Consider the following 25,135-nt stretch of genomic DNA (forward strand, 5'->3'; position numbering starts at 1 on the left):
CGACCGCCCGTCTGCAAGCAAGGGCTAAAAAATCAGCCCTGAACGCGATCTTTGAACATCTTGCCTGCAGTAAAGGCAGGAACACGCTTGGCAGGGATCTTGATCTTCTGCCCTGTCTTGGGGTTCAGACCCTGACGAGCGGAACGATCACGAGGCTCGAAGGATCCGAAGCCAAGGATAGAGACCTTCTTCCCCTCCACTACGGAATCGATGATGGTATCGATGGCAGCATCCACCACCAAGGAGACATCTGTTTTCGTTAGCTCAGTGCGGGCTGCGACGAGGTTGACCAGGTCAGCTTTGTTCATAGGAAAGGGGTGATGGTACGGAAACTGTTCAGTGACAGAGCAGAAGACGAAATCCGTCCCTGCTATCCCGATTCGCGCTAATCGTATGGACTCAAGCCGCTGCCGGCAACCGAAAGGGACCGTGGCGCAACGCTTTATACGAAAATTGAACAATTTGATTCACTGATTTACCTGCAATTTCCAGGCATCCCATGGGGCCAATTTCTCTCCTCGGAGGGCCCCAAGGGGAGCACCAGAAGCCAGTGCAGGCCTTGAATCTGAAGGAATCCATTGGCGCAATTTTCGCAAGCTTCTGAGCTGGCGAGGCCAATGAAAAGTCCGCCTATGTGGCAATGGAGCCAATTGAACAAACTCGACAGGAATCAACAAACGTCCACAGAAAAGTACGTTCCAAGGATCAGGAGCAAAAACCACGCAGCTCCCTGGTGTTGGCCCAGGCGTCCAAAGCAGCCGCAGCCCCGCAGCGGTGGTGTGTTGATCAGCAAAGCTGTCCAGCGAAGTCAGCCCGGGCAGGAGATAAGCCTCCTGCTCCTGCACCAAGACAGGCCATCCGAGTGCATCCTGAAACGCACGCACCCTGCCATGCCCCTCTCGACTGGTCAGCAAGATCCGGGCCGTGCGCCCCGAGGCGAGCTGTTTTAGAGCCTCAAGAGTGGTTGTCGTTAAAGGCGGACAGTCGATTAAGACGGGTTCGGGGTCACATCCCAGCCACCATGCTGTCCCCCCGTCACAGTCTCGATTGGGTGGGAAAACCCAGAGGGGCCCGCTCAGCTGCTCTGGAGGATTGCCCGACTCCAATGATTGGGACAACGTCATGACATTGTGAAACGGGCTGAACTTCTTCGCTTGTGCCCAATGCTTTCTGCCTCGCCGCAGACACAGCTGTAAGCAAGATGCATCTCGGCACTCCTTGGCCCCTGGGCAGCACGATCACAACACGAGGCGTCAATTTCTCTGTGGCTGCCCCAACTGCAAAGCGCGTGGAGCTGCTGCTGTTTGCCGATGCAAATGCCACACAGCCAGAACACATCCTCGAGCTCCAGCCTTTCCATCGATCCGGCGACTACTGGCATGTTGAGGTGGAAGGATTGCAAACTGGCTGCTGTTATGGCTATCGGATCTTCGGCCCCCACAACCCTGGCAGCGATAGCTTTCACCCCTCCAAGGTGCTGCTTGACCCCTGCACAAGAGCCATCAGTGGCTGGGACATCTATCAAAGAGAACAGGCCAAAGGATCGTCGGCCAATATCCAAGCCTGCCTAAAGGGAGTGGTGTGCGAACGAGAACATTTTGACTTCGCATCCCATCCACGCCCCAGGACCCCATGGAACCGCAGCGTGATCTACGAACTGCATGTAGGGGGGTTCAGCAGCGGCCCGAAGTCAGAGGTAACACCTCAGCGCCAAGGCACCTTCCTAGGACTCATTGACAAACTTCCCTATCTGCGACAACTGGGTATCACGGCCATAGAGCTGCTACCTATTTTTGCTTTCGATCCCTCTGATGCGCCAACGGGGCGAGACAACTACTGGGGCTACAGCCCTCTGAACTGGTTCACTCCCCATCCCAAATATGTTCATGGTGACGATCCATTGCAGGCTCGCCAACAAGTCCGCGAGCTGGTTGCGGCCTGTCATGACGAGGGCATTGAAGTCATCCTTGACGTGGTCTACAACCACACCACAGAAGGCAGCCTTGATGGCCCCACACTCAGCTGGCGAGGCTTCAGCGATGCTCTCTATTACCACCAAAACGACAGTGGCGAATACCTGGATGTAAGTGGTTGCGGCAACAGCATCGCCGCCAATCGTCCAATCGTGAGGCAGCTGATTCTCGAGTCGATGCGTTGCTGGGCCATCGAACTAGGAGTCGATGGCTTCCGCTTCGATCTAGGGATCGCCCTGAGCCGAGGCGAAGGCCTAAAGCCGCTCGAACACCCTCCCCTATTTGAAGAGATTGAAGCTGATCCAGAGCTCAGCGATTTAAAACTGTTTAGCGAACCATGGGATTGCGGTGGCCTCTATCGACTCAGCGATTTCCCAGCACAACGAATCGGAACATGGAATGGCCATTACCGAGATGACCTACGTGCCTTCTGGAAAGGAGACGAAGACAGCGCCTGGAGGATGGGACAACGCCTAAGCGGAAGTGCTGATCTCTACAAAGGTGAACCAGCTCCGCTGGGACGTTCCCTGAACTTCATCACTGCACACGATGGCTTCACCCTCAATGACCTGGTGAGTTTCAACTGCAAACACAACCTCGCCAATGGAGAGAGCAACCGCGACGGTGAAAATCACAACAACAGCTGGAACAACGGCATTGAAGGCCCCTGCAGTGACCATGCCGTGCAGGCCCTCCGCCATCGCCAGATGCGCAATCTGATCGCCACCCTGTTGCTTTCAAGAGGAGTGCCAATGCTGTTGATGGGAGATGAAGTGGGCCGCAGCCAGGGGGGGAACAACAACAGCTGGTGTCAGGACAACCCGCTCGGCTGGATGCTCTGGAACCCTGAACAATGCGATATGGATTTGCACCTCTTCGTCAGCAGGCTGCTCATGATTCGCCGCCAACTTTCGGAACTCTTCTCTCCCATCAATCACCCCCCTGAGGAGAGGCCCGTACGTCTTCAGCAGAGTCCAGACGATCTCTGGCTGCAATGGCATGGTGTTGAGATCGACAAGCCCGATTGGGGCAGCTGGTCCCATACCATCTGCTACAGCCTGAATCGAGGCTCCAGCGGTGCGGTGATGTGGATGGGCTTCAACGCCTACAGCAAAGCCATGCACTTTGATCTGCCTGAACCGACTTCTGCGTGGCACCGCATCCTGGACACAGCATGTCCTAGCCCCGATGATCTACCCGCAAGACCTAATACATGGACTTCAGAGGACATTGATCTGCAGAACCGCAGCATGTTGATCTTGCTGGCAGAGGAATACGCCTCAAAACTCAAGCTCTAAAAGGGAAAAATCAAAAAAGCGGGCGGCGGGAATCGAACCCGCGTCATCAGCTTGGAAGGCTGAGGTCTTACCACTACACAACGCCCGCGCTAGTACAGCAGAACCATCGCGATAGACGAAATGGATCTGCGTTTCAGCGCCCCTGCATTATGACCTTGCGCATCCCCCTTTTTGCAGCTTGACGAAATCCACAGCGCTTCAAGAGGGATCACGCCGCCGGCTGATGATCTCTTATGGCCTTGGCGATGCAGGCACCGGGCTGGCAGCAACTCTGCTCGGCTTCTACCTCTTCGTGTTTTTTACCGGGACCGCCGGGCTGCCTGCCATTGTTGCCGGCTCACTGCTGATGGTGATCAAGCTCTGGGATGGGATCAATGACCCAATGATCGGCTGGCTGAGCGATCACACCCAAACTCGTTGGGGCCCAAGGATTCCCTGGATGCTTGGCGCAGCACTCCCCCTCGGCATCAGCCTGGCTGCCATGTGGTGGGTTCCTCCCGGAGACGTTGCCCAGAAAACGATGTATTACATCGTGATGGCGATTCTGCTAATGACCGCCTACACCAGCGTCAATCTGCCTTACTCAGCCCTCTCCACAGAGCTCACAGAAGACACATCTGTGCGCAACCGTCTCAACGCCGCCAGATTCACCGGATCAATCATCGCTGGTGCAAGCGGCTTGATTGTGACGCCTTTACTGCTGGTCAACGGTGCCAACGGTTACTTGGCCATGGGCCGCATCACCGGCACAATCGCAGCTTTAGCCACCCTCGCCTGCTGCTGGGGGCTGGCCCCTTTCACAAAAACCGCCAGGCGCCCCCGTTGCCATCACGAGCCCCTACGTCGACAGCTTGTGAGGATCATCAGCAACAGACGCTTCCTCAAAGTTCTGGGGCTTTACCTGTTGCTCTGGTGCGCTTTGCAGTTAATGCAGCCAGTTGCTCTGATCTACCTGGTTCAGTTGATGCGCGTACCCGCAGAACTGGCCACCTGGATGTTGCTGCCCTTCCAGCTCTGCGCCCTGATCGGCCTTCAGGTCTGGAGCATGTATGCCAATCGCCATGGGCGTATCCGGGCCCTTCTCTGGGGTGGCTGTCTATGGATCGCTGCTTGTTTTGTTTCGATGCTGCTCCCCCCTCTCTCCGCTGATGCATCCCTCGCCAACCTCTGGCCTACAGCCGGCACTGATGGTCTGAGATTGATGGTTTTGTTGGCCACCATTGGCACGGTGGGGTTTGGAGCCGCAAATGCTTATCTGATCCCTTGGTGTCTGCTACCAGATGCAATTGATGCTGACCCTGACAAACCAGCAGGCCTCTACACCGCCTGGATGGTGCTAGTTCAGAAAATCGGTATTGGTGTGAGCATCCAACTGCTCGGCATCCTGCTTTCACTGTCTGGCTATCGCTCAGTGGTAGAAGCAGGCGGAGCACTGAGCTACGCGGATCAACCCGAATCCGCTCTGATCACCATTCGCATGTGCATGGGATTCATTCCCGCCGTGCTTGTGGCGTTGGGTCTTGTGGTGATGCGAGGCTGGCCCGAAAGGAACTCTCACAACCAGGCAGCCATGTCATGACGACTCCTCGCTGGCTGAAGCGACTGGGCAGCAGCCTCATCATCGGAGGCCAGGCAGTGGCAGCCACCGCCCGAGGTCGTATCAACAGGGTCGACCTGTTTGATCAGCTGATGGAGGCCGGCCCAGGCAGCTTCCTGATTGTGCTGATCACAGGCTTAGCCGCAGGAACGGTCTTCAACATCCAGGTCGCCGCAGAGCTGAGCAGACAAGGTGCTGGATCCACGGTAGGAGGGATTCTCGCCATTGGGATGGCAAGGGAAATCGCCCCTCTTCTCACCGCCACGTTGCTCACTGGCAAGGTAGCCACGGCCTATGCAGCTCAGCTGGGCACCATGAAGGTCACTGAACAGATCGATGCCATCACCATGTTGCGAACCGAACCGGTTGAGTACTTGGTGGTTCCAAGAGTGATCGCCATGGTGGTCATGGCACCAGTGCAATGCATTCTGTTCTTCGGCATAGCCCTCTGGAGCGGCCAGGTCAGCAGCACCAATCTTTATCAAATTCCACCAGAGGTCTTCTGGAATTCCGTGCGCACCTGGCTGACTCCGGATGATTTGCCATTCATGCTGATCAAATCATTGGTGTTCGGCCTTCAGATTGCTGTTCTGGCTTGCGGGTGGGGCCTCACAACGCGTGGTGGTCCAAAAGAAGTTGGCACCAGCACCACTGGCGCCGTTGTGATGACCCTGGTCACAGTGTCTTTGATGGATGTGTTGCTCACCCAGATTCTTTTCAGCTGATGTCATCAAGGCCCACCAGCAAACGCACAGCTATTGACAAATCCTGCTTGCCCCCATATCAACCCCAAATCAGTGATGGGTCCAGATCGGTCCTCTCTCATTAACTCCCCAAACAGACCCAACATCTCTCCTGAGAGCAAGACCACCACTGCCTGCCTGGTTCATGCCTGAAGCCGACCTCCCCCTCCGCAAACAGCCTCCCCCTGGGCAGACTTCTCCTGAAGAGCTATCGCCTCAACAGCCTTCTCCTGAACAACTTGCGCCTGAAAAGCCCCCACAGAACTCAGCGGACTCTCAATCCGATCTCCTAGCTGCTCCTCAAGACAAACCAGATCTTGCTCCACTCCTACAAGTGGCCTTGACGGAGCTGCAGCAACATCGCGATCAACTCGAAGCAGAAATCAAAAACCTCTCCAACCGCAAATCCCAACTGGAAAAGGAGCTCAGCAGTTCCTTCGCTGGCCAGTCCGATGCTATTGCCAGGCGGGTCAAAGGCTTCCAGGACTACCTCACAGGCGCTCTGCAAGACCTGGCCCAATCAGTGGAGCAACTTGAACTGGTTGTGCAGCCTGTTGTGGTCCAACCTTCTCCCCTAGACCAACCCAATTCAACGCCCGAGGCCGCCGCTCAGGACAACGCCCTAGCTGTTGCTGACACCTTTAAACCAGACGAAAGCCTGATCCGTGAATGTCTGGAGCAATTTCTAAGTCAACCAGACTTCTACGCCGATCCTTGGAAATTGCGACGCAGCCTTGATCCCAAAGACAAAGAACTTCTAGAAGACTGGTTTTTCAATCAGGGTGGGCGAGGAGCACAGCCAAGCAGGAACAGCCGAACACGCAACATCCTTGTGGCTGCAGCACTGATTGCCATCCTCGGTGAACTCTATGGCGACCGATTCCAAAGCCTGGTGCTTGCCGGTGAACCAGAGCGGCTTGGCGAATGGCGACGTGGCCTTCAAGATGCTCTAGGCCTCGCTCGAGAAGACTTCGGCCCTAGCAGCGGCATTGTTCTTTTTGAACGCGGCGAAGCTCTTGTAGAACGCGCCGACCGACTTGAGGAACGAGGGGAAGTCCCCCTCATCCTGATTGATGCAGCCCAACGCAGTGTAGAGATCCCCGTGCTTCAATTCCCGCTCTGGCTAGCCTTTGCAGCTGGGCCGCAAGAACGGTTCGAAGACGAAGAACTGCTCTAATGATGTTCAACTCTCTATTTGGGAGTCTTCTCTCCCTAATCATGGGATATCTGCTCGGTTCACTGCCCAGCGGATATCTTGCAGCCCAATGGCTGGCAGGAATCGACCTGCGTGAGAAGGGTTCTGGATCAACCGGGGCCACCAATGTGCTGCGCCAGGTGGGTAAAGGTCCTGCCCTGGCCGTTTTCCTTATCGATGTTGGCAAAGGCACAATCGCCGTACTTGTTGCTAGGGCACTTGAGCTGGATGATGGATGGCAAGTTGCCGCAGGTCTAGCAGCCTTGGCAGGTCACATCTGGCCTGTGTGGCTGGGATGGAAAGGTGGCAAAGCTGTCGCAACAGGTCTGGGGATGCTGCTAGGCATCTCCTGGCCTGTAGGGCTGGCCTGTTTCGGCATCTTCCTCACTGTGCTGAGCTTCAGCAGGATCGTGTCGTTATCGAGCATCATCGCCGCCCTCAGCTTGCCGTTGCTGATGATCTTGCGCTTTCAAGGCAACTCACCGCCGGCTTACCTGGCGGTAGCCTTTGCCGCCATGGCAATGGTGGTGTGGCGACACCGCTCCAATCTGCAACGCTTGCTGGCAGGCACCGAACCTCGCCTCGGTCAGTCCAGCTGACGCTGTTCAATCTCAAAGCAGCAGCGTGCAAACGCCTCTGCCGGATCAACAGCACGGGTAATCGGCCGGCCAATCACCAAACGTGAAGCTCCTGCATTCAGCGCCGCTGCAGGACTCATGACCCTGACCTGATCCGCCAATTCAGCCCCCGAGGGGCGAATACCAGGAGTCACCAACTCAAAGGGCGAGGGATGAAGTCGGCGTAAGCCGCTGACTTCCCAGGGAGAACACACGCAGCCGCCCAACCCTGACTCCGCTGCCAACTCAGCCAACCACTCCACCCTGGCCTGAAGAGACTGAGGAATGCACAGCTCATTCGCCAGACGCTTCTGATCCCAACTGGTGAGCACAGTGACGGCCAACAGCCGGGGTGCTGACAAGCCAACCTCCGCAGCCCCCTCGAAAGCAGCCCTCTGAGCTTCAGCAAGGGCAGCACGGCCAGCACAGGCATGCACCGTGATCAACTCAGCGCCAAAGCTCGCCGCTCGGCGACAAGCTCCTGCCATGGTGGCAGGGATATCGTGAAACTTGAGATCAAGAAAAATCCGCAACCCTTGCTCCCGTAGATCAGCCAAAACCTCTGGCCCCGCACTAACAAACAGTTCCAGGCCCACCTTGACCCAACTGACCTCTGGCAACTTTGAGCTGAATGCAAGGGCCTCAGCCCGATCCATGCCATCAAGAGCAATGATCAGTTGATCGGCAGGAGTCAATGGCAAGGTCATCGCAGCAGGGGTTGGTCCTTCACTCAACGCGTCAAACGACGAAAGGTTTTCTTGCCCACTTGCAGCACCTTGCCCATCAGCAGGCTGGAGTCAGTGAACTCCAAATTGGGATCGGTAATTTTTTCGCCATCCAGGCGTACCGCACCACCCTTGATTTGACGCCGAGCCTCGCTACTGCTCGCACAAAGGCCAATCGCACTGAGCAGATAAAAGGCCTTGGCCGGAAAATTCACATCCGAAAGCATCGCTTCTGGCACAGATGCAGCGTCATCTTGAGAGCCGGAAACCAATCTGGCTGCATCATTCTGGGCTGCTTCAGCCGCCGCGATGCCATGACGGCTGGCCGTGACTGCAAGAGCCATGGCCTTCTGCCGTTCACGCGGATTGACAGGTAAAGCTTCAGGGTCGAGATCGGTAAGCAAAACCACGTAACTGCTGACAAGGGCATCAGGAACCTTCTCCAACTTGGAATACATGGAAAGGGGGTCCTCATTCAGTCCCACAGTGTTAGAGAGACTCTTGCTCATCTTCTGCACCCCATCCAGGCCAGCCAAGATTGGGAGTAGGAGCCCAAACTGAGGGCGCTGATCGAAATGACGCTGAAGATCCCGCCCCATGGCGACATTGAATTTCTGATCAGTCCCCCCAAGTTCAACATCTGCCTGCACCGCTACCGAGTCGTAACCCTGCAAGAGGGGATACAGAAACTCATGCAGAGCTATCGGAACACCTGAGCCATACCGATTGCCAAAGTCTTCTTTAGCCAGCATTTGCCCAACCGTGGCAGTGCCCAACAAACCAATCACTTCGGGCAAATCCAAGTCAGCCAACCACTCGGTATTACGTCGCACTTCCAGGCGCCCAGGGGTTGTGAAATCGAGCAGCGCTCTTTCCGCTGACTGCCCCTGACCCAGCTGGGAAAGATAGGTTGTCGCATTGGCCTCAATCTGCTCAGAGGTGAGCTGCACTCTGGTGCTGCTCTTGCCGGTTGGGTCACCGATTCGTGCAGTGAAATCGCCAATAATCAACACTGCTGTATGCCCCGCATCCTGGAAAGCTCTGAGTTTGCGAAACAGGATGCTGTGTCCCAGATGGATATCACGACCAGTGGGATCAATACCAAGCTTGACCCTTAGGGGTCGGTTTTGTTCTCGAGCCTCATCAAGACGAGTCGCAAGTTGCTGATCAGCATCGCCCCATTGGCCTGAAGGGAACAAGTCAACCATGCCCCGCTCCAACCAGGCCGGCATGGTGATCGGAGTCTCCGGCATGGTTAGAGGATCTCTAGCTGAGCGGATCGTACGGGTAGCAAGTCAGCCAGTCATCACTTTCATCGAGAGTCCTGCTCAAGCTCTCTCTTCATCCGGGTCAAGGTTTGATTCATCTGCTCAAACATCTGTTCAGGCGTAATCCCGAACTGGCCCAACTGAGTACGCAGCTGTTCAACAGTCATCTTTGCTTGAAAATCCTCGGAGAGCTCAAAACGCTTCATAAACACGCGATAGCGCTGCATCAACTCCTCCATGGTGTCGATGAACTTTTTTTTACCCTCCCGATCAAACTTTCCATATTCAGAACCGAGCTGCATCAGCTGTTGATAGTCGGTGAACAGCCGCTTGGCCTCCTCCTGAACAATCTCCGATTCAAAGAAGGCCATGAACGCCCTGGGCTTGTTGGTTGGAATTGTGCAAAATTCTCGCCGTCAGAAACAGTGCGGATCAACGTAATCTCCACAATGAGGCTCTAACCGCTCCTGTTACCTGGTTGCAACCAGTGGACATCACTCCCCGGATCTCTTCTCTCAAGAAAACAAGTCAACAAAGCCATCCCCTACTACGCCGGAGTCGCACTGTTGTCGCCACAGCCGATCGCGTCTTAATCACAAGTTGGGTGGGCTGGTTTGATTGTCTGGGCCCCCTAGTGGGGGCTGCAACCGGTGAGGACGAGACCCTCAGTTGCCTAAAAAGCTCTAATGCAGATCTCCTGATCTGCACCGATCTACTGGAGAGCGGGAATGGCCCAAGCCTGGTCCGTAAAGCAAAACAGCTCAAGCCTGATCTCAAGGCCCTGATGCTGATTCAACGACCTGTCTTACGCACCCTGCTGGATGCAATCGAAGCCCATTGCGATGGCCTCTGTGCCCATGAGCTCGTCGGCAGTGGCACCCTGCTAGCAGCTCTAAGCGCAATCGAAAGCGATGGAACCTACTTAGACAGCGTGGTTGCAGGAGTTTTACGTCATGGTCGTCTCGGCAATGGCAAGACCAGCAGCCAAATCGACAGCCTCAGCTTGCGCGAGGGAGATGTACTTCGAGGAATCTGTAAAGGGATGAGCAATCAGAACATTGCCGATGAGCTCTATCTCTCGATCGATACGGTCAAGAGCCATGTGCACAACCTGCTGCAAAAATTGCCAGCACGAGATCGCACCCATGCTGTGGTGGTGGCTTTTCGTGATGGGCTGGTGGAGTTACCTCAAAGACTGCCACGTTGGCAATAACGCTGCCTTCACTGACTCGGTAACGTTCGCCTGAATGAGCGATCCCCAAAGGGTGATTGGCATCTTGCACTTTGAGCCCACAAGCACAGCTCCAAAGCTTCCGCAAAGGTGATCAATCGATGCAAACCGCGCGTGGTCAGGGCCACCTATTCCCAAACCAAGTTCCAGCCGCAGGGCTCGCCCCCCGCCAGGAGCTCATTCTTAGCCGCGACCTTTTACAAAGCTGGCAGAGGCGCATTCAAGGCCATCAAGCCGATCTATTCCAAGGAGAGCCAGACATCGCTCGGCAGAGCTCGCTGTTTGGTAGCGATCACGAAACAGTCATCGACCAATTGAAGCCCCTGCAGCTCACCCCGCTCCCCGTGAGCTTCTGGCGCTGGCCTAACAGCCCTCACCATGGCCCAGCCGTTTATCTGGTGATGGACCGCCCAGCAGACCTCAACACTCCTTTATTGCTTTATGTGGGCGAAACGATTGCTGCAGATCGCCGCTGGAAGGGTGAGCATGATTGCAAGGCCTACCTGGCGGCCTATGCCGAAGCCCTTGCCAAGGCAGGACTAACAAGCCAGCTCAGCATCCGTTTTTGGAGCGATGTTCCCGAGAGCACCAAAGCCCGTCGACAGCTCGAGCAACAACTGATCCAGCGCTGGCTGCCACCGTTCAACAAAGAAACAAGAGCTCGCTGGAGCACCCCGTTCACAGCTGAATGCAGCTAAAGGGCACGGCTAACATCGCGCCACCTCATCAACATCCCATGGAGATTTGCCTTTTTCCAGCAACCTTGCAGAGCTGGACTGGCGATGTGCTCATGGTGGGCATGCTTGAGGGAAAGATGGAGGAACGTTTAAACGAGCTGGAAACACTCTGCAAAGGATCTCTGACGCAGAGCCTTGAGAAGCAGATTTTCAAAGGCAAATCCGGAGAAATCGCCACCGTTCAACTGCTCCAAAACAAGCCAAACCTGCTGGTGCTCGTAGGGCTCGGAGAACCCCAGAACATGAGGCTTGACGACCTTCGCAAGGCGGCTGCCCTGGGAGCGAAAGCAAGCCTCGGATGCAGTGGAACCCTGGGGATGATGCTCCCCTGGGAGCCCTTGGATGCGGCATCTGCCGCAAGGGCCGTCGCAGAAGCCGTTCGCCTTTCCCTCTATAAAGACCTCCGCTTTCGCAGTGCTCCTGAGCCCCGCTCTACGCCAACAAAACTGGAGCTCATTGGTCTGCCCGACTCAGCCAGCAAAGATCTTCAAGCCGTTCACCCCACCTGTGCGGGAGTGGAGCTAGCAAGGCAGCTGGTTGCGGCTCCTGCCAACAGTCTTACCCCTGCGGCACTCGCCCAAACAGCGATTCAACTTGCCCACGAACACGGCCTCGAGTGCACTGTGCTGGAGCGATCTGAATGCGCCGAACGGGAAATGGGTGCCTACCTAGCAGTCTCTCAAGGTTCTGATCTGGAGCCAAAATTCATTCACCTCACCTATCGCCCTCAAGGACCAGTTCAACGACGACTGGCCCTTGTAGGCAAGGGACTGACCTTCGATTCCGGTGGATACAACCTCAAAGTTGGAGCTGCCCAGATTGATCTGATGAAGTTCGACATGGGCGGCAGCGCAGCTGTACTTGGAGCCGCCCGAGCGATTGCAGAACTGCGACCCAAGGGAGTGGAAGTGCATGTGATCGTGGCCGCCTGCGAAAATATGGTGAATGGATCCGCTGTCCATCCAGGAGACATCGTGCGGGCCTCTAACGGCACCACCATCGAGATCAACAACACCGATGCCGAAGGCCGTCTGACCCTTGCCGATGCACTGGTATACACCTGCGGACTCGAACCAGACGCAATCGTGGATTTAGCAACCCTTACAGGGGCTTGCGTTATCGCACTTGGCGAAGAGATCGCTGGCCTTTGGACAGCTAATGATCCCCTGGCTGAGGGCCTAACCGCTGCCGCCGAGGCGGCTGGCGAAGGCCTGTGGCGCATGCCATTGCCAAGTTCCTATCGAGAGGGTCTCAAATCCAACCTCGCTGACCTCAAGAACACAGGACCTCGTCCTGGCGGATCAATTACCGCGGCCCTTTTCCTCAAAGAGTTTGTTGAGGCCTCCATCCCATGGGCCCACATCGACATCGCCGGAACGGTCTGGTCTGAAAAGGGCCAAGGCCTCAATCCATCTGGTGCCACCGGCTACGGGGTTCGCACTTTGGTGAATTGGATTTGTAGTCAGTCTTGAGTCAAGAAGCTTTGCATTCAACTCAGCAAAAAACGAGCTGAAGAAGGAATCACAACATGAATACAACGTTGATCGCTCAAGGTCGCGCAGGGTTGGCAATGCTCATACCTAGAGCTAGCAACCTATCCAGAAAATTGATCAGCAAAGAGTTTTCGCTTGCTTGATCAGAATCGGGGCCCTAAATTTTGATGCGGGATATTGAGCTGGCTTGAATGACGACAGTCCTTGACCTGGTATTCCATAGCGATCTGATCAAAGAAGCTTTGAGCATCAAAGCCAGAGGGAGAAGGAAAGACCGCCTAACTCATGAGGCTGCAACATTCATCGCCCCATTCCTGGCATGAATCCGCTCTGAAAGCGAAAGGGTCTTGGGGGATTCCAACGCATGAATCTGCCAACGTGCTCGTTCAGAAAAAGATTCCAAAACCCTTTCCAAGTCATCGGAAGCCTGCTTCGGAGAAGGATACGGGCCAACATGGCGAGTCACTAGTCCATCCTTAACGGTCAGCAGATACATACATCTCCTACTTAAATCTCCAGTAGATGTTAAGCAGCTTTTTCAGCAGAAGGGATGGGTGGAAACCCGCATCTTCACTGCGAACTGCACGATTCCAAAGGTCATCCTGATTTTATTTTTTCCTTAGATTTGCTTGATCTGGGCGCTGCCATGGCAAGCCGGTTCGTGCGTTGTCACCCCATAGCTGATCTAGCCGGCGGTCGCGGCCACAGCTGTATCGATAGAAGTTGTATTTGATGCTATTGAGCTCAGCGTAATTCTGGTGGTAATCCTCAGCCAGCCAGAATTCGCTTAAAGGTTTGATCTCAACTCTCAGATTGCTCATGGGCTGGGCCAGCTCCAAAGCCACAGCATCAGCACTCTCACGAGCCTCGCTGGCCTGCTGATCATCTCGGGTGAAGATCACAGGTCGATAGGAGTCACCTTGATCACAAAATTGGCCATCACCATCAAGAGGGTCAACATTGCGCCAATAGCTGCGTAGTAGCTCTGCATAGCTGATTTGAGCTGCATCAAATCGCACCTTTACGGCCTCTTGATGACCTGTGGTCTTAGAGCTCACCTGGCGGTACGTAGGGCGAGGCAAATCACCACCTGTGTATCCACTCTCAGCAGAAATCACACCGGTTAATCCCTCCAGATCATGCTCAAGACACCAGAAGCAGCCCCCAGCAAAAACGGCTTCCTCGACTGACGCCAAAACTTGAAGCGGCAAGCCAAGTAAGGCAACACAGAGAAAGATGGCAATCCACCATCTCCTCAAAGGTCGAAACGTTGTCTTCATGTCTTGGTTAAATCAAGGATTTCCTTGGCTGCCCTATCGGTAACACCTGGAACGCCAAGCGTCTGCCGCAATCGCCGATAGCCCTCGAGCATCTCATTGCGCTGGGCAGGATCCTCCAATAAAGGGATAGCTGCCTGCACAAGTGCTTCTGCAGTCAACTCATCCTGTAGTAATTCCGGCACAAGCCGTTCCTTTAGCAACAGATTCACCGGCGAGATATGGTCCACCCGAAAGCGCAAAAAGTGTCGAGCCACAAATGCTGTAATCCGACTCACCTTGTAGCCCACCACCTGGGGAACGCCACGTAAGGCCAGCTCCATATTGACAGTGCCTGATTTGCCGAGGGCAAGATCAGCCGCCGCATAAAGCATTGGTTTGAGTTCATCGGCCTGCTGAGCCGAAAGGACTCGCCCTCGAACTGCCGCTGCCTCAAGAGCCTCCTTCAAAGACTTCTCAAAACTTGCTAATCCTGCAGGAACAATCACCTCAAGGGATGGGTCACGCTGCTGAAGCAAAGCTGCTGCCTTGGAGAGAGTGGGCATCAAGTAACGAAGTTCCTGTTGCCGGGAAGCCGGTAAAAGCAACAACAATCTTTGGCCAGGCTTCAAGCCAAGCCGCTCACGCGCCAGCTGACGATCAGGCAGCACACTCACCGTATCGAGCAATGGATGACCGACCCAAGTCACCTTGGCCCCCCGCTGGGAATAGAACTCAGCTTCAACGGGAAAGATCGCCAAGATTCTGTCGGTGAAACTCAGCAGCTGAGTGGTGCCGCCATCGCCAAAACGCCAAGCCCATTCCTGAGGAGCGATGTAGTAAATGATCGGCACCTTGGGAAACCAGCGCCGCAACTTGTGCCCCAAACGCACGTTGGCCCCCATGTAATCGATCAGCACCACGGCATCGGGTGGTCGCTGCTTGAGCACGTGATCCACCCGAGACTGAAGTCGCAAAGTGGGGAGCACCAGAGGCAGGGCCTCCCAAAGTCCAATTGCACCCATCGGAGCCGTATCAGCAAGCAGTTCTGCACCAGAAGCCTGCATGCGGGGACCTCCAAGGGCCATCAACTCAAGCGGCCAGGAACGCCGTTCAACCTCCCTTTGGAGAGCTTGAATCAAGAGACTTCCCTGCAAATCACCAGAGACCTCGCCAGTGCTGATCAGCAGGCGCACCATCAGCGACTCAAAGACATCGCAGGCGCAGGCATAGGACCGCGACGTCCCTTCTCAATCGAGGCCTCTAGAAAGGCACAGAGGTGTTCAGCCGCTGGCATCAACTGCTCTTGTCGAGCAAGCCGCAACCCCTCAACAAAGACATGGTCAGATCGAAACAGCAGATTCCAAATCTCCTGCAACTGGCCAAGCTCTCCTCCCTCTTGAGTCTTCAGACCACTGCGCCGCAGGCCCACGCGATTAAGACCCCTCAATCGACCTGGATGCCCTTCGGCGAGGCAGTACGGGGGTACATCGCGATCAACCCTTGTCATACCTCCAACCATGGCAAGACTGCCAATGTGAACGAATTGGTGAATTCCCAAGCAGCCGCCGATCACGGCCCGGTCTTCGACCACGACATGACCAGCCACTTGAATTCCATTCGACATCACAATCCCATTGCCCAGCTCACAGTTGTGACCAAGGTGGCAATAGGCCATCAACAAGTTGTGATCACCGATCTTGGTCTGCTCACCTTCCTCCGTGGCCCGGTTGATGGTGACGTATTCCCTAATTGTGTTGGCATCGCCAATCACCACCTCTGTGGGTGCGCCGCGATACTTGAGGTCCTGTGGCTCAAGACCAAGGCAAGCACCGGGGAAAACCCGGTTTTTGGCGCCAAGGGTCAAACGGCCATCAAGCACCACATGGGGACCAATCCAGGTATCAGGACCAATCTTCACGTCAGGTCCAATCACTGCTCCCGGCCCAACAATGACACCGGAAGCGAGCTCAGCACGAGGATCCACCACAGCCGCAGGGTGAACCTGAGCCTTTTTTTCTGCAGTGATCTCTGAGAGTTTGCCCACCTCGCTCATGATCCTCAGTCCACCAAGGAAAACATCAACTCACCAGAGCAAACCAGCTGGCCCTCCACCCTGGCTTCCCCCCTGACCTTGCCAAAGCGCTGCCGCTTCAAGCTAAGCAGCTCGCAGCTAATCATAAGCTGATCTCCTGGCACCACTGGACGGCGAAAACGAACTGCATCGATACCTGCAAACACGAATAACCCCTTTGGCAGATCTGGCATCTGGGCCACGATCAAACCACCCACCTGGGCCATCGCCTCAACAATCAAGACCCCAGGCATCAAAGGACGACCAGGAAAATGACCTTGGAACTGAGGTTCATTGAGGGTCACATTTTTGATCGCAACTGCCCGCTGGCCAGGCTCATGGAGCACAACACGGTCAACCAGAGCAAACGGATAACGATGAGGCAGCAGCCCCATGATCTGCTCACTTGTCAAAACAGCAGCATTAGGAGAGGGATCGGTCAAGAGACAGTCACAGGACAGACGGCAAGGAGAGCATTCGCTAGATCGTTATGGAGTCCATGGGACCCCCGATAGACGAGAACCTGAGCCTGAGGGAATCCCACAAGAGCAAGGTCTCCTATCAAGTCCAAGAGCTTATGGCGCACTGGTTCATCAGCAAATCGCAGTGGAGGATTCAACCAGTGATCACCATCACAAACCAAGGCATTGTCGAGGGCACCCCCCTGGATGAGGCCCGCCGCCAAGAGCTGATCCACCTGTTCGCGAAACCCAAATGTTCTCGCCGGAGCAATCTGTTCAGTAAACCCCTCTGGAGTGAGCTCAATCGCCAGCATCTGATGACCAATAGCAGCTTGTGGGAAATCAATCACACCAACAACATTGAAGCGCTCGGCAGGTGTCGCTGTGATCACACTGCTACCGCGATGACACACCAAAGCACGCTCAAGCACGAGCGGATCGGCACGAGGGGTTGCAGCAGGAGTAAGGCCTACCTCTGCTATCGCCTCCACCCAGCCCAGAGCTGAACCATCAAGAAGCGGTATTTCCTCACCACCAACCTGGATCTCCACATGAGTCAAGCCACAGCCCGCTAAGGCCGCAAGTAGATGTTCCACCGTGCCTAAATGGCGGTCGCCCAGTTCCAAAGTGGTGCAAAGCTGACTATCGCGAACCTGATGTGGCCCCAAAGTGACTGGTGGGTCGCTGTTGTCCAGCCAGGAGACATGGAAGCCAACTTGCTCCGAAGGCTGTAAACGCACTTCGGCGACCTCCCCACCATGAAGCCCAATCCCTCGTCTGGAGACGGCTCCGCCTAGGGTCCAAGCATGGTCATAACTCGTGGGCCAAAAAGCCACTAGAACTTCCAGCCAACCCCGAGATTAAAGCGCCACTCATCGGTGAAATCCTGTGTTGCCACCTCAAGGCGCAATGGCCCTACTGGAGTGGTAACAATCAGACCAGAACCTATCGAAAAACCCGAACCAGGCTTGTCGAGAAGTTTGCCTGGTTTACCAGGAACATTGTCTTGGGAACCTAAATCAGTACCGCCATCAACGAAAACCTCACCAGAGACGATATTCCAAATCGGGAATCGATATTCAATCGTCGCTTCAACAAAGCTTCGTCCCACAGATAAATCACAATCACTCCAACCTCTTACGGAATTAGATCCACCAAGACAGAAAGCTTCATAAGGAGGCAGATCGCCTAAAACCGTGCCTGCCTTAACCTGAAAAGCAAGGGCCTGAGGACAATTTTCCGGTTCCCCTGGCTTAGGACGGCAGCCCTTGGCAAGTTTCAACCAATTAACTGGAATGAAATGTGTATAGCTCGTTCGAAGACGGTTAAAGGTCGGCGAATGCTCCCCAACAGATACAAATTGCTCAGTGCCGAAACTAAAGAAGTTGCCAGAAGTTGGATTACGAGGATCATTCAAATTATTATAAGTAGCCGCAACTCTTACACCAAGAAGATTGTTTTCATCTGCACAATCAAAGGCGATACAAATCACATCATCATCAGGAGCACCATTACTCTCTCTATCGTCAGAGCTAACACCGTATGGACGGCTATCTCCAGAAAAATTAATCGGCCTGACCTTCTGAATGTTTAAGCCAGCCAAGACATTCCATGGCGCTTTCTTGTATGGATCACCACCATTTAGAGGTCTTGCAAAGATTATGTTTCCACCAATTCTTTGCAAAGCAACAGAATTCCCTTCATAGTCAAACCAACTAGTATTTGAGTCTGCATTCTCTGCATCAGAAACAGAATCAAACTTCCTTCCCGCAGGGTTATTGCTGTTATCTATATCATATGCGTAACTAGAACCACCATCATAGTAATCTTCAAGGGTGCGAATATTGCCATTATTTTGGCTCTGAAAAACTTGCGGAACCTCACGACTGAGGAATACAGAGGTACGGAATGATGTGCGGTGAGCATCACCCTTAATCCATGGATCGGTAAATGAAATGCTTCCCAAGCCTCCATACTGACCATAGGTAATGTTTAATGCCATATTCCAGGCACGACCAAGGAGATTGCTGTCCTGAAGTTGTATCTGGCCAAAAACACCCTGACTCTGGCTATAACCCAGACCACCTGACAACGAACCGGTGGACTGCTCAACAATGCCAAGAATGATCATCACATTGCCAGGTTCACCAGCAACCGGTTTCAGGGTGACTTTGACATCACTGAAAAGAGATGTGCCATAGAGACGCTTAATATCACCCTCAAGCTGATTTCGATTAAACGCCTCGCCAGGCTTGATTGATATCTCTCGTGTAATCACCCAGGGCTTGGTCTTGCCATTAATCGGCTCACCCTTCTCATCGGTGGAATCACCTTCCTTATTAAGGAACTGCACTTCCACCCCTGCCACCGTGCCCTGGATCACCTTGAGCTGCACCACTCCCTCTGGAGAAACGCGCGTGGGCCCGGTGACCCGAGCCAGGGAATAGCCCTCGTTTGCGTACCACTGCTGCAACTCCTTCATACGAGCCTGCAGTTCATTGAGATTGAGAGTCCTGCCGAAGTCGGGGCTGAATGTTTCCTCAATCACAGATTCAGAAAGCTCAACATCAGGTGAATCAAATTCCACTTTGGTGAGCAATGGATTGGGCTGCACCTGCACCACAAGCTGAACCCCTAAAGGGCCGTCACTCGGCTCAATGCGCACATCAGAAAACCAGCCCGTGGCGTAAATCGCATCGAGATCACGTTTGAGCTCATCTCTAGTCACACGACTACCGGGACGCACAACCATGGCGTCATAAGCGGCGAGTTCTACACGCTCTTGCTCCGGATGGCCTGCAATCCCTTCGATGATCACCTCGGTGATCAAGACACGAGGCTCCTCAGGAAGCTGTTCAGATGCGTTGAGAGGCAGCTCTTGCTGCTCAGCAGGGGTGACCTGAATCTGCTCGACCTCCAGGCTTTCCTCGACGACGCCTTCAGGAGTGGTCACCTCCTCCACCTGCACATCATTGTCAACCAAGATCTCCGTGGCTGAGGGCTGAGTATCCTGCTCGGGTGTCTGAGCGCTCGCAGGAGCAGCAAGAAGCGGCAAGGCCAGAACCAGACCAAATGCACCTCGCCGCAAGGCATCCGAGGGTCCGCTAGATAGGAAGCTGGCCATGGGTGATAGGAATCCGGCTACAAAGCCGCCAAATGTGCGCTGACATTACCTGCAGTTGAAGGGATTAGCTCACACCCCTTGGACCCGTTTGAGGATCTCCCCGTAGGCTTCAATCACTCCACCAAGGTCCTGGCGGAAGCGATCCTTATCCAGGATGCGGGCCTGGGGATCACTATTTCGATGGTCCCAAAGCCTGCAGGTATCAGGACTGATTTCATCCGCCACCAGCAGAGTGCCTGCACTGTTGAGTCCAAGTTCGAGCTTGAAGTCCACCAACAACAGGTCCAAGCTCTCAAAAAATGACAGCAACAGCTGATTCACCCGACGTGCCAACTGTTCGATCTCTAACCGCTGCTGCGAACTGATCAATCCAAGCAGCTGCAGCCTTGATTCGCTTAGCAGGGGATCTCCCAAATTGTCGTCCTTGTAGTAGAGGTCCAACAAAGCGGGCGAAAGCTCAGTACCGGCCGCAATCGGCGTTTGTTGACAAAGCGATCCAGTCGCCACGTTGCGAATCACAACCTCCAGGGGAATCACATCAACATGTTGAACAAGCATCCAGGTTTCGGCGGCCAGGCCGAGGTAGTGGGTGGGCACACCCTCGCGCTCAAGCATCTCGAACAGTCGTGCCGAGATCTGACAGTTCAGTCGCCCCTTGCCCTCGAGTTCAGCCCGTTTGAGTGCATTAAACGCCGTGGCGTCATTCTTGAACTCCACCAACACACGATCGGGCTGATCCGCAGCGAAGACCCTTTTGGCCTTGCCCTCATAGAGCAGAGGGCCGTGATCTGGCGTCATTTGAATTCTGATGGAACTGAAACAGGAGGCGCACTTTGATGCGCTTCAACAGCAGCATGGCCGCCAGGCTGACGCGGCGAGCGCAGCTCCTGCTCTAGCAGAGTTGCAGCATCCTGCTGATCTAGATCCCCCCGAACCAACTCCCACAGGGTGTAGCGGTCATCGAGGCGATTCGCGAGACGCTCTAGACGCTGTCGGGGCCTTAAGCCATCACCACCCGCTGCTAAATCGAACTTCAATTGCAATCGCAACAAGTCTTCTGCCAGCCCCCAAGCTTGATCTGCAGCCGCCTGATCAAGGGCTGATTCCAACAGTGTTGAGTGCTGATCGTTGCCTAGACCTTCAAGCAACTCAGCGGCCAGAGCAAGACGGCGGGCCCCCAATGCGCCACGCTCACGACCAGCCAACAGCACCATGACCGCCTCAGCCGAACGATCCATGGAAAGCTCATGCTCCACCAAGAGATCAAGAGCAGCGCGGGTCAGCGGCATGCCATCATCTCCATAGCCAACGGTGAGCTGCTCAAAATTCAAGGCCGTGAGATTGCCATTTGCCAGGCGTCGCAGAGCAAGAGCCGCCTGGGCATGATCCAAAGATGCGTTGGCCGCCTGCCAGGAGAGCAGCAACCAAGCGCGGCGCTGACTGCCTGGCGCTGGGCTGATACGACTGAGCACCGTCTGCGTGCTTGCTGGAGCCTTGCAGACCATCAGTGCTTCAGCATTAGCAATCACAACCTCAAAGGGTTGAGGTGCAGGAGCAATATCGATCAGGCGATTACGAAGTTCCTGCAGACGCAAGTTGAAGCCAAACAAGGCTGCGTCAGCACAAGCTGTTTTGAGCTCTGGTATCGCCCCATCGAGCAACACTTGCCGATAGACCAGTTCAGACATGGGCTCCCTAGCAGGAGCACGGGGGTCAGTCGCAGAATTAAGAGGCGCAGCCTGACTAACGGCAGCCAGCAGCAGCACAGTCAGCGGCAGCGAATGAATCCCCATGGAGTTGAGTCGTTCAACAAAGATGGAAGAGGGCAACGGATTCCTCTGACGAGATCCGGCCTGCTCAAACCTAGGGGTCTTCCCCGTCCCTGCTTGTTCCTATGGCCATGTCCAGCACCCGTCCCCATCCCCTCCCCCCTTTAGAACGGCTGCTTGTTGTTGGCAGTGGTGGGCGTGAAAATGCCCTTGCATGGGCACTACGACGCTGTTCCGGCATAGAAGACGTCTGGGTCACTCCAGGGAATGGGGGCACAAAAGAGCACCAGGGCTGTGGGTGCCTGGCGATCGCAGAAACCGATGTCAATGGCCTGATTGATGCCTGCCAATCGCTTCAGATCGATCTAGTGGTAATAGGGCCGGAAGCTCCACTGGCCGCTGGCGTGGCTGACAGACTGCGCGAGGCTGGGCTAGCCGTATTTGGGCCAGGAGCTGAGGGTGCCCAGCTGGAAGCCAGCAAAGCCTGGTCCAAAACCCTGATGGTTGAAGCCGGCGTGCCAACGGCAAAACACTGGACAATGAGCACAGCAGCAGAAGCTCTAAGCGTGCTGCATCAAGTGCAAGAACCATTGGTTGTTAAGGCCGATGGTTTAGCAGCAGGGAAAGGGGTCTGCGTGGCCGACAGCATCGAAGCAACCGCTGAAGCGATCCAGGAGGTCTTCAGCGGCCGATTCGGAGCGGCCGGTTGCCAATTGGTGCTTGAAGAGCGACTAGAAGGCCCAGAAGTATCCGTCTTCGCACTCTGCGATGGCGAGCGCTTCTTATTGCTGCCCCCTGCTCAGGATCACAAACGTCTAGAAGACGGCGACAGGGGGCCTAACACCGGGGGCATGGGGGCTTACGCCCCTGCTCCCCTGCTCGATGCAGACGGACTCGACCTTGTGCGCAGGGTTGTCCTTGAGCCAACCCTCGCGACCCTGAAGCAGCGAGGCATCAACTATCGAGGTGTCATCTATGCCGGATTGATGCTCACCCCCTCTGGTCCGCAGGTGATTGAATTCAACTGTCGCTTCGGCGATCCCGAATGCCAGACCCTCATGCCACTGATGGGTCCAGAGCTGGCAAAGGTTCTGCAGGCTTGTGCACTTGGTTGCCTCGATCAAGCACCAGAGCTGTTGATCGTGGACCGCTGCAGTGCATGTGTCGTGGCTGCAGCCGCGGGCTACCCCAATGCACCCCGCAAGGGTGACCGCCTCAACATTCAGCTTCAGCCAGGCCCATCCCTACAGCTTTTCCATGCTGGCACCCTCTGCACTGAAGATGGAGCTCAACTCACCAATGGCGGCAGAGTGTTGGCGGTTGTGGCTCAAGCAAACGATTTTGATCAGGCCTTCTCAAACGCCTACCAAGGTCTTGATCAGGTGTATTTCGAAGGGATCACTTACCGCCGGGACATCGGTCACCAAGTGCGCCAGTCCTAGGGTGGAGAGACGCTGAATGGGTTGATGGCCAGCAGTACTTCGCAAGCCATCGCAGAGTGGGCTCCCCCAGGAGATGGCCAACCCCCAACAGAGCCACCCGGCTGGGGGGAACGCATCTATCTCTGGTGGGCAGAATTCAGCCTGCAAACCAAGTTATTGGCAATCGCCACACTGGTGGTAAGCCTGCTGATGACAGGCGTAACCTTCTTCGTCCTGAACGGCATCCAAAGGGATGCAGGGATGAATGACACGCGTTACGCCAGGGATCTAGGACTCCTCCTTTCCGGAAACGTTACTGAACTTGTCGCCGAAGGACGTGACAGGGAACTGGCAACTGTTGCCGAACAATTCTGGCGCTCGCGCAGCCTTCGTTACATCTTCTTCGCCGACCCAGATGGCTTGATCTATCTGGGAATCCCCATTAGCGCTTCCCCTGTCAGCGGTGATAACGATCTACAGCTCAACCATCGCTTGGAACTGCCAGCAGAGCTGCCATCACGACCAGAAAACGCACTGATTCGCCAGCACCTCACCCCTCAAGGCCAACTCACCGATGTCTTCGTTCCACTGGTGTGGAAAGGCGATTATCTGGGGACACTGGCTCTCGGGGTCAACCCCAACGAAACAGCTCTTGCCAGCGCGGCTCTCACGCGACAGGTGACGATTGCCGTCTTCATCTCCATCTGGGTGCTTGTGATTCTCGGCGCCGTCTTCAATGCTCTAACGATCACGCAGCCTGTGAAGGAGCTTCTGCGCGGTGTAAGGGCCATTGCTTCCGGGAATTTCGAAGCTCGAATCGCTCTACCGATGGGAGGAGAACTGGGAGAACTCCTGAATGGCTTCAACGCCATGGCCTCCCAACTGGAGGCCTATGACGCCGCCAATATTGAAGAGCTCACTGCCGCCCAAGTGAAGCAGCAATCGCTGATTGCCACGATGGCCGATGGCGCTTTACTGCTCGATGAAGTTGGACAAATCGTGCTGGCCAACCCAACAGCACGGCGGCTATTTCGCTGGGAAGGTCGAAATCTTGAGGGCCAGGAACTGCTTAATGAGTTACCAGAGATCATCGCAAACGAACTGCATGATCCCCTTCAATCTCTGCTGCGCAATATCGGTGAAAGCAACGATCTGCGTTGCAGTCTTGAAGAACCATCACGCACACTTCGCATCGTGTTGCAGTCAGTGCGCGATCAAAGCGGTGAAACCCTTAAAGGCATCGCAATCACAGTGCAGGACCTCACCAGAGAAGTGGAGCTCAATGCAGCCCAAAGCCGCTTCATCAGCAACGTTTCACATGAACTTAGAACACCACTATTCAACATCAAAAGCTATGTAGAAACACTGCATGATCTCGGTGATCAACTCAGCGAAGAAGAAAAGAAAGAATTTTTAGGTGTTGCTAATTCCGAAACCGATAGGCTGGCTCGACTCGTTAATGATGTGCTCGACCTTTCGCGCTTGGAATCCGGACGGACCGTGCAGTTCGAGCCCATGGATCTTCGCCCTGCCATCGAGCAGACCCTACGCAACTATCGGCTTAATGCAGATGACAAGCAGATTCATATTGAGCTCAATACGGATAATGAGCTGCCAACAATCCTTGGGAATTGGGATCTGCTACTCCAAGTTCTCGACAATTTAGTTGGCAATGGGCTCAAGTTTAGTCGTGCTGGTGGAAGCCTGATGGTGCGAGCCTACACATGGCCTGATAGCTGCAAAATGTCTCCAATAGAGAGCAGCCAATCAGCACCACATTGCGAATTTTTCTCCCCACTCCCCAAGCTAAGAGTAGAAGTTGCGGACACCGGACATGGCATCAATCAGGATGACCAACAGCATATTTTTGACCGCTTCTATCGCGTGGAGAATGCCGTGCATACAGAAGCTGGCACCGGTCTTGGACTATCAATCGTGCGCGGCATCATCGAAAAGCATGGCGGCCAAATTCGAATGGCCAGTGAGGTTGAGCTGGGCACAACCTTTTGGTTTGATCTACCTCTTGAGCAAACAGATGCCGATGAGCTTATCGTTCAATCAGTACGAACAACTCGACAACAAGAACAAGGTTTAGAACTCTAATTCAGCCAATAACCTGAATCAGCTAGCATTTTCAAGGCCCTTGGCATCGA

24 protein-coding genes and 1 tRNA gene are annotated in these 25,135 nt (G+C 54.8%); 10 read left to right on the forward strand and 15 right to left on the reverse strand.

Translation table 11 applies throughout. The annotated features are described in order from the left end of the window. Window positions 1-32 precede the first annotated feature (32 nt). Both SIB68_RS06370 and SIB68_RS06375 read right to left on the reverse strand, forming a co-directional pair. On the reverse strand, window positions 33-308 hold the full coding sequence (locus SIB68_RS06370) for an HU family DNA-binding protein (RefSeq protein ID WP_011130763.1): 276 nt from the start codon (window positions 306-308) through the stop codon (window positions 33-35). Between the two features lie 159 nt (window positions 309-467). Then, a complete protein-coding gene (locus SIB68_RS06375) occupies window positions 468-1,124 on the reverse strand; it encodes an MBL fold metallo-hydrolase (protein ID WP_063399429.1) in 657 nt (218 codons plus the stop codon). 77 nt (window positions 1,125-1,201) lie between these two features. On the opposite strand from SIB68_RS06375, the gene SIB68_RS06380 reads away from it, so the two are divergent. Continuing rightward, a complete protein-coding gene (locus tag SIB68_RS06380) occupies window positions 1,202-3,271 on the forward strand; it encodes a glycogen debranching protein (RefSeq protein ID WP_063399522.1) in 2,070 nt (689 codons plus the stop codon). A 17-nt stretch (window positions 3,272-3,288) separates the two neighbouring features. Here SIB68_RS06380 and SIB68_RS06385 read toward each other — a convergent pair. Continuing rightward, a tRNA-Gly gene (locus SIB68_RS06385) sits at window positions 3,289-3,359 on the reverse strand. A 135-nt stretch (window positions 3,360-3,494) separates the two neighbouring features. Here SIB68_RS06385 and SIB68_RS06390 point away from each other — a divergent pair. From SIB68_RS06390 to plsY, 4 genes are all read left to right on the forward strand, one after another. Then, window positions 3,495-4,850: an MFS transporter gene (locus SIB68_RS06390; RefSeq protein ID WP_063399430.1), complete on the forward strand. Its 1,356-nt coding sequence runs from the start codon at window positions 3,495-3,497 to the stop codon at window positions 4,848-4,850. Next, window positions 4,847-5,593: an MlaE family ABC transporter permease gene (locus SIB68_RS06395; protein ID WP_063399431.1), complete on the forward strand. Its 747-nt coding sequence runs from the start codon at window positions 4,847-4,849 to the stop codon at window positions 5,591-5,593. Before SIB68_RS06390 ends, SIB68_RS06395 begins: the two co-directional genes overlap by 4 nt. A 163-nt stretch (window positions 5,594-5,756) precedes the next feature. Next, entirely contained in the window at window positions 5,757-6,788 is a 1,032-nt protein-coding gene (locus SIB68_RS06400) for a DUF3086 domain-containing protein (protein ID WP_063399432.1), read from the forward strand. 2 nt (window positions 6,789-6,790) lie between these two features. Continuing rightward, a complete protein-coding gene (gene plsY / locus SIB68_RS06405; RefSeq protein ID WP_063399433.1) occupies window positions 6,791-7,405 on the forward strand; it encodes a glycerol-3-phosphate 1-O-acyltransferase PlsY in 615 nt (204 codons plus the stop codon). Here plsY and pyrF read toward each other — a convergent pair. Genes pyrF through SIB68_RS06420 form a run of 3 tightly spaced genes read right to left on the reverse strand, consistent with a single transcriptional unit; the run spans window position 7,393 to window position 9,787 of the window. Then, window positions 7,393-8,130 carry an orotidine-5'-phosphate decarboxylase gene (gene pyrF / locus SIB68_RS06410; protein WP_063399523.1) on the reverse strand — a complete coding sequence of 246 codons (738 nt, stop codon included), beginning with the start codon at window positions 8,128-8,130 and terminating at the stop codon, window positions 7,393-7,395. The genes plsY and pyrF overlap by 13 nt on opposite strands. Window positions 8,131-8,153: 23 nt before the next feature. Beyond that, complete coding sequence (tyrS, locus tag SIB68_RS06415) at window positions 8,154-9,401, reverse strand: tyrosine--tRNA ligase (protein WP_063399434.1); 1,248 nt, start codon at window positions 9,399-9,401, stop codon at window positions 8,154-8,156. A gap of 59 nt (window positions 9,402-9,460) precedes the next feature. Next, complete coding sequence (locus SIB68_RS06420) at window positions 9,461-9,787, reverse strand: DUF1825 family protein (protein WP_063399435.1); 327 nt, start codon at window positions 9,785-9,787, stop codon at window positions 9,461-9,463. Window positions 9,788-9,903: 116 nt separating this feature from the next. Here SIB68_RS06420 and SIB68_RS06425 point away from each other — a divergent pair, with 116 nt between their 5' ends. The 3 genes from SIB68_RS06425 to SIB68_RS06435 all read left to right on the forward strand — a co-directional run bounded on the left by SIB68_RS06425 (window position 9,904) and on the right by SIB68_RS06435 (window position 12,856). Beyond that, window positions 9,904-10,629, forward strand: coding sequence for a response regulator transcription factor (locus SIB68_RS06425; protein WP_063399524.1), 726 nt, complete (start codon window positions 9,904-9,906; stop codon window positions 10,627-10,629). A 119-nt stretch (window positions 10,630-10,748) separates the two neighbouring features. Next, a complete protein-coding gene (locus SIB68_RS06430; RefSeq protein ID WP_155724900.1) occupies window positions 10,749-11,345 on the forward strand; it encodes a GIY-YIG nuclease family protein in 597 nt (198 codons plus the stop codon). A 38-nt stretch (window positions 11,346-11,383) separates the two neighbouring features. Further along, window positions 11,384-12,856, forward strand: a complete 1,473-nt coding sequence (locus tag SIB68_RS06435) for a leucyl aminopeptidase (protein WP_063399525.1) — start codon at window positions 11,384-11,386, stop codon at window positions 12,854-12,856. Window positions 12,857-13,160: 304 nt separating this feature from the next. On the opposite strand, the gene SIB68_RS06440 is transcribed toward SIB68_RS06435, so the two are convergent. From SIB68_RS06440 to SIB68_RS06480, 9 genes are all read right to left on the reverse strand, one after another. Continuing rightward, window positions 13,161-13,373: a hypothetical protein gene (locus SIB68_RS06440; protein WP_063399436.1), complete on the reverse strand. Its 213-nt coding sequence runs from the start codon at window positions 13,371-13,373 to the stop codon at window positions 13,161-13,163. 112 nt (window positions 13,374-13,485) lie between these two features. Beyond that, on the reverse strand, window positions 13,486-14,157 hold the full coding sequence (msrA, locus tag SIB68_RS06445; RefSeq protein ID WP_063399437.1) for a peptide-methionine (S)-S-oxide reductase MsrA: 672 nt from the start codon (window positions 14,155-14,157) through the stop codon (window positions 13,486-13,488). Then, window positions 14,154-15,332, reverse strand: a complete 1,179-nt coding sequence (lpxB, locus tag SIB68_RS06450; protein WP_063399438.1) for a lipid-A-disaccharide synthase — start codon at window positions 15,330-15,332, stop codon at window positions 14,154-14,156. Before lpxB ends, msrA begins: the two co-directional genes overlap by 4 nt. Further along, window positions 15,332-16,189: an acyl-ACP--UDP-N-acetylglucosamine O-acyltransferase gene (lpxA, locus tag SIB68_RS06455; protein WP_063399439.1), complete on the reverse strand. Its 858-nt coding sequence runs from the start codon at window positions 16,187-16,189 to the stop codon at window positions 15,332-15,334. The genes lpxB and lpxA overlap by 1 nt, the downstream gene beginning before the upstream one ends. A 5-nt stretch (window positions 16,190-16,194) precedes the next feature. Then, entirely contained in the window at window positions 16,195-16,650 is a 456-nt protein-coding gene (gene fabZ, locus SIB68_RS06460; protein WP_074160262.1) for a 3-hydroxyacyl-ACP dehydratase FabZ, read from the reverse strand. Beyond that, entirely contained in the window at window positions 16,647-17,504 is an 858-nt protein-coding gene (gene lpxC / locus SIB68_RS06465; protein ID WP_063399440.1) for a UDP-3-O-acyl-N-acetylglucosamine deacetylase, read from the reverse strand. Before lpxC ends, fabZ begins: the two co-directional genes overlap by 4 nt. After that, complete coding sequence (locus tag SIB68_RS06470; RefSeq protein ID WP_063399441.1) at window positions 17,504-19,792, reverse strand: BamA/TamA family outer membrane protein; 2,289 nt, start codon at window positions 19,790-19,792, stop codon at window positions 17,504-17,506. Before SIB68_RS06470 ends, lpxC begins: the two co-directional genes overlap by 1 nt. A 69-nt stretch (window positions 19,793-19,861) precedes the next feature. Continuing rightward, window positions 19,862-20,590: a phosphoribosylaminoimidazolesuccinocarboxamide synthase gene (gene purC, locus SIB68_RS06475; protein ID WP_063399442.1), complete on the reverse strand. Its 729-nt coding sequence runs from the start codon at window positions 20,588-20,590 to the stop codon at window positions 19,862-19,864. Further along, window positions 20,587-21,585: a hypothetical protein gene (locus SIB68_RS06480; RefSeq protein WP_063399443.1), complete on the reverse strand. Its 999-nt coding sequence runs from the start codon at window positions 21,583-21,585 to the stop codon at window positions 20,587-20,589. The genes purC and SIB68_RS06480 overlap by 4 nt, the downstream gene beginning before the upstream one ends. 101 nt (window positions 21,586-21,686) lie before the next feature. Here SIB68_RS06480 and purD point away from each other — a divergent pair, with 101 nt between their 5' ends. Together purD and SIB68_RS06490 are read left to right on the forward strand one after the other, a co-directional pair. Then, window positions 21,687-23,003: a phosphoribosylamine--glycine ligase gene (gene purD / locus SIB68_RS06485; RefSeq protein WP_063399444.1), complete on the forward strand. Its 1,317-nt coding sequence runs from the start codon at window positions 21,687-21,689 to the stop codon at window positions 23,001-23,003. 24 nt (window positions 23,004-23,027) lie between these two features. Beyond that, window positions 23,028-25,085: an ATP-binding protein gene (locus tag SIB68_RS06490; RefSeq protein WP_063399445.1), complete on the forward strand. Its 2,058-nt coding sequence runs from the start codon at window positions 23,028-23,030 to the stop codon at window positions 25,083-25,085. The last annotated feature ends 50 nt before the right edge of the window (window positions 25,086-25,135 follow it).

This window comes from Prochlorococcus sp. MIT 1323, from assembly GCF_047304905.1.
GTDB lineage: Bacteria > Cyanobacteriota > Cyanobacteriia > PCC-6307 > Cyanobiaceae > Prochlorococcus > Prochlorococcus marinus_D.

What these genes read in the sequence shown, in the direction of transcription:
- SIB68_RS06370 (WP_011130763.1), bottom strand. Translation starts at nt 308, where the DNA reads ATGAACAAAGCTGACCTGGTCAACCTCGTCGCAGCCCGCACTGAGCTA.
- SIB68_RS06375 (WP_063399429.1), bottom strand. Translation starts at nt 1,124, where the DNA reads ATGACGTTGTCCCAATCATTGGAGTCGGGCAATCCTCCAGAGCAGCTG.
- SIB68_RS06380 (WP_063399522.1), top strand. Translation starts at nt 1,202, where the DNA reads ATGCATCTCGGCACTCCTTGGCCCCTGGGCAGCACGATCACAACACGA.
- SIB68_RS06390 (WP_063399430.1), top strand. Translation starts at nt 3,495, where the DNA reads ATGATCTCTTATGGCCTTGGCGATGCAGGCACCGGGCTGGCAGCAACT.
- SIB68_RS06395 (WP_063399431.1), top strand. Translation starts at nt 4,847, where the DNA reads ATGACGACTCCTCGCTGGCTGAAGCGACTGGGCAGCAGCCTCATCATC.
- SIB68_RS06400 (WP_063399432.1), top strand. Translation starts at nt 5,757, where the DNA reads ATGCCTGAAGCCGACCTCCCCCTCCGCAAACAGCCTCCCCCTGGGCAG.
- plsY (WP_063399433.1), top strand. Translation starts at nt 6,791, where the DNA reads ATGTTCAACTCTCTATTTGGGAGTCTTCTCTCCCTAATCATGGGATAT.
- pyrF (WP_063399523.1), bottom strand. Translation starts at nt 8,130, where the DNA reads ATGACCTTGCCATTGACTCCTGCCGATCAACTGATCATTGCTCTTGAT.
- tyrS (WP_063399434.1), bottom strand. Translation starts at nt 9,401, where the DNA reads ATGCCGGAGACTCCGATCACCATGCCGGCCTGGTTGGAGCGGGGCATG.
- SIB68_RS06420 (WP_063399435.1), bottom strand. Translation starts at nt 9,787, where the DNA reads ATGGCCTTCTTTGAATCGGAGATTGTTCAGGAGGAGGCCAAGCGGCTG.
- SIB68_RS06430 (WP_155724900.1), top strand. Translation starts at nt 10,749, where the DNA reads ATGCAAACCGCGCGTGGTCAGGGCCACCTATTCCCAAACCAAGTTCCA.
- SIB68_RS06435 (WP_063399525.1), top strand. Translation starts at nt 11,384, where the DNA reads ATGGAGATTTGCCTTTTTCCAGCAACCTTGCAGAGCTGGACTGGCGAT.
- SIB68_RS06440 (WP_063399436.1), bottom strand. Translation starts at nt 13,373, where the DNA reads ATGTATCTGCTGACCGTTAAGGATGGACTAGTGACTCGCCATGTTGGC.
- msrA (WP_063399437.1), bottom strand. Translation starts at nt 14,157, where the DNA reads ATGAAGACAACGTTTCGACCTTTGAGGAGATGGTGGATTGCCATCTTT.
- lpxB (WP_063399438.1), bottom strand. Translation starts at nt 15,332, where the DNA reads ATGGTGCGCCTGCTGATCAGCACTGGCGAGGTCTCTGGTGATTTGCAG.
- lpxA (WP_063399439.1), bottom strand. Translation starts at nt 16,189, where the DNA reads ATGAGCGAGGTGGGCAAACTCTCAGAGATCACTGCAGAAAAAAAGGCT.
- SIB68_RS06470 (WP_063399441.1), bottom strand. Translation starts at nt 19,792, where the DNA reads ATGGCCAGCTTCCTATCTAGCGGACCCTCGGATGCCTTGCGGCGAGGT.
- purC (WP_063399442.1), bottom strand. Translation starts at nt 20,590, where the DNA reads ATGACGCCAGATCACGGCCCTCTGCTCTATGAGGGCAAGGCCAAAAGG.
- SIB68_RS06480 (WP_063399443.1), bottom strand. Translation starts at nt 21,585, where the DNA reads ATGGGGATTCATTCGCTGCCGCTGACTGTGCTGCTGCTGGCTGCCGTT.
- purD (WP_063399444.1), top strand. Translation starts at nt 21,687, where the DNA reads ATGGCCATGTCCAGCACCCGTCCCCATCCCCTCCCCCCTTTAGAACGG.
- SIB68_RS06490 (WP_063399445.1), top strand. Translation starts at nt 23,028, where the DNA reads ATGGCCAGCAGTACTTCGCAAGCCATCGCAGAGTGGGCTCCCCCAGGA.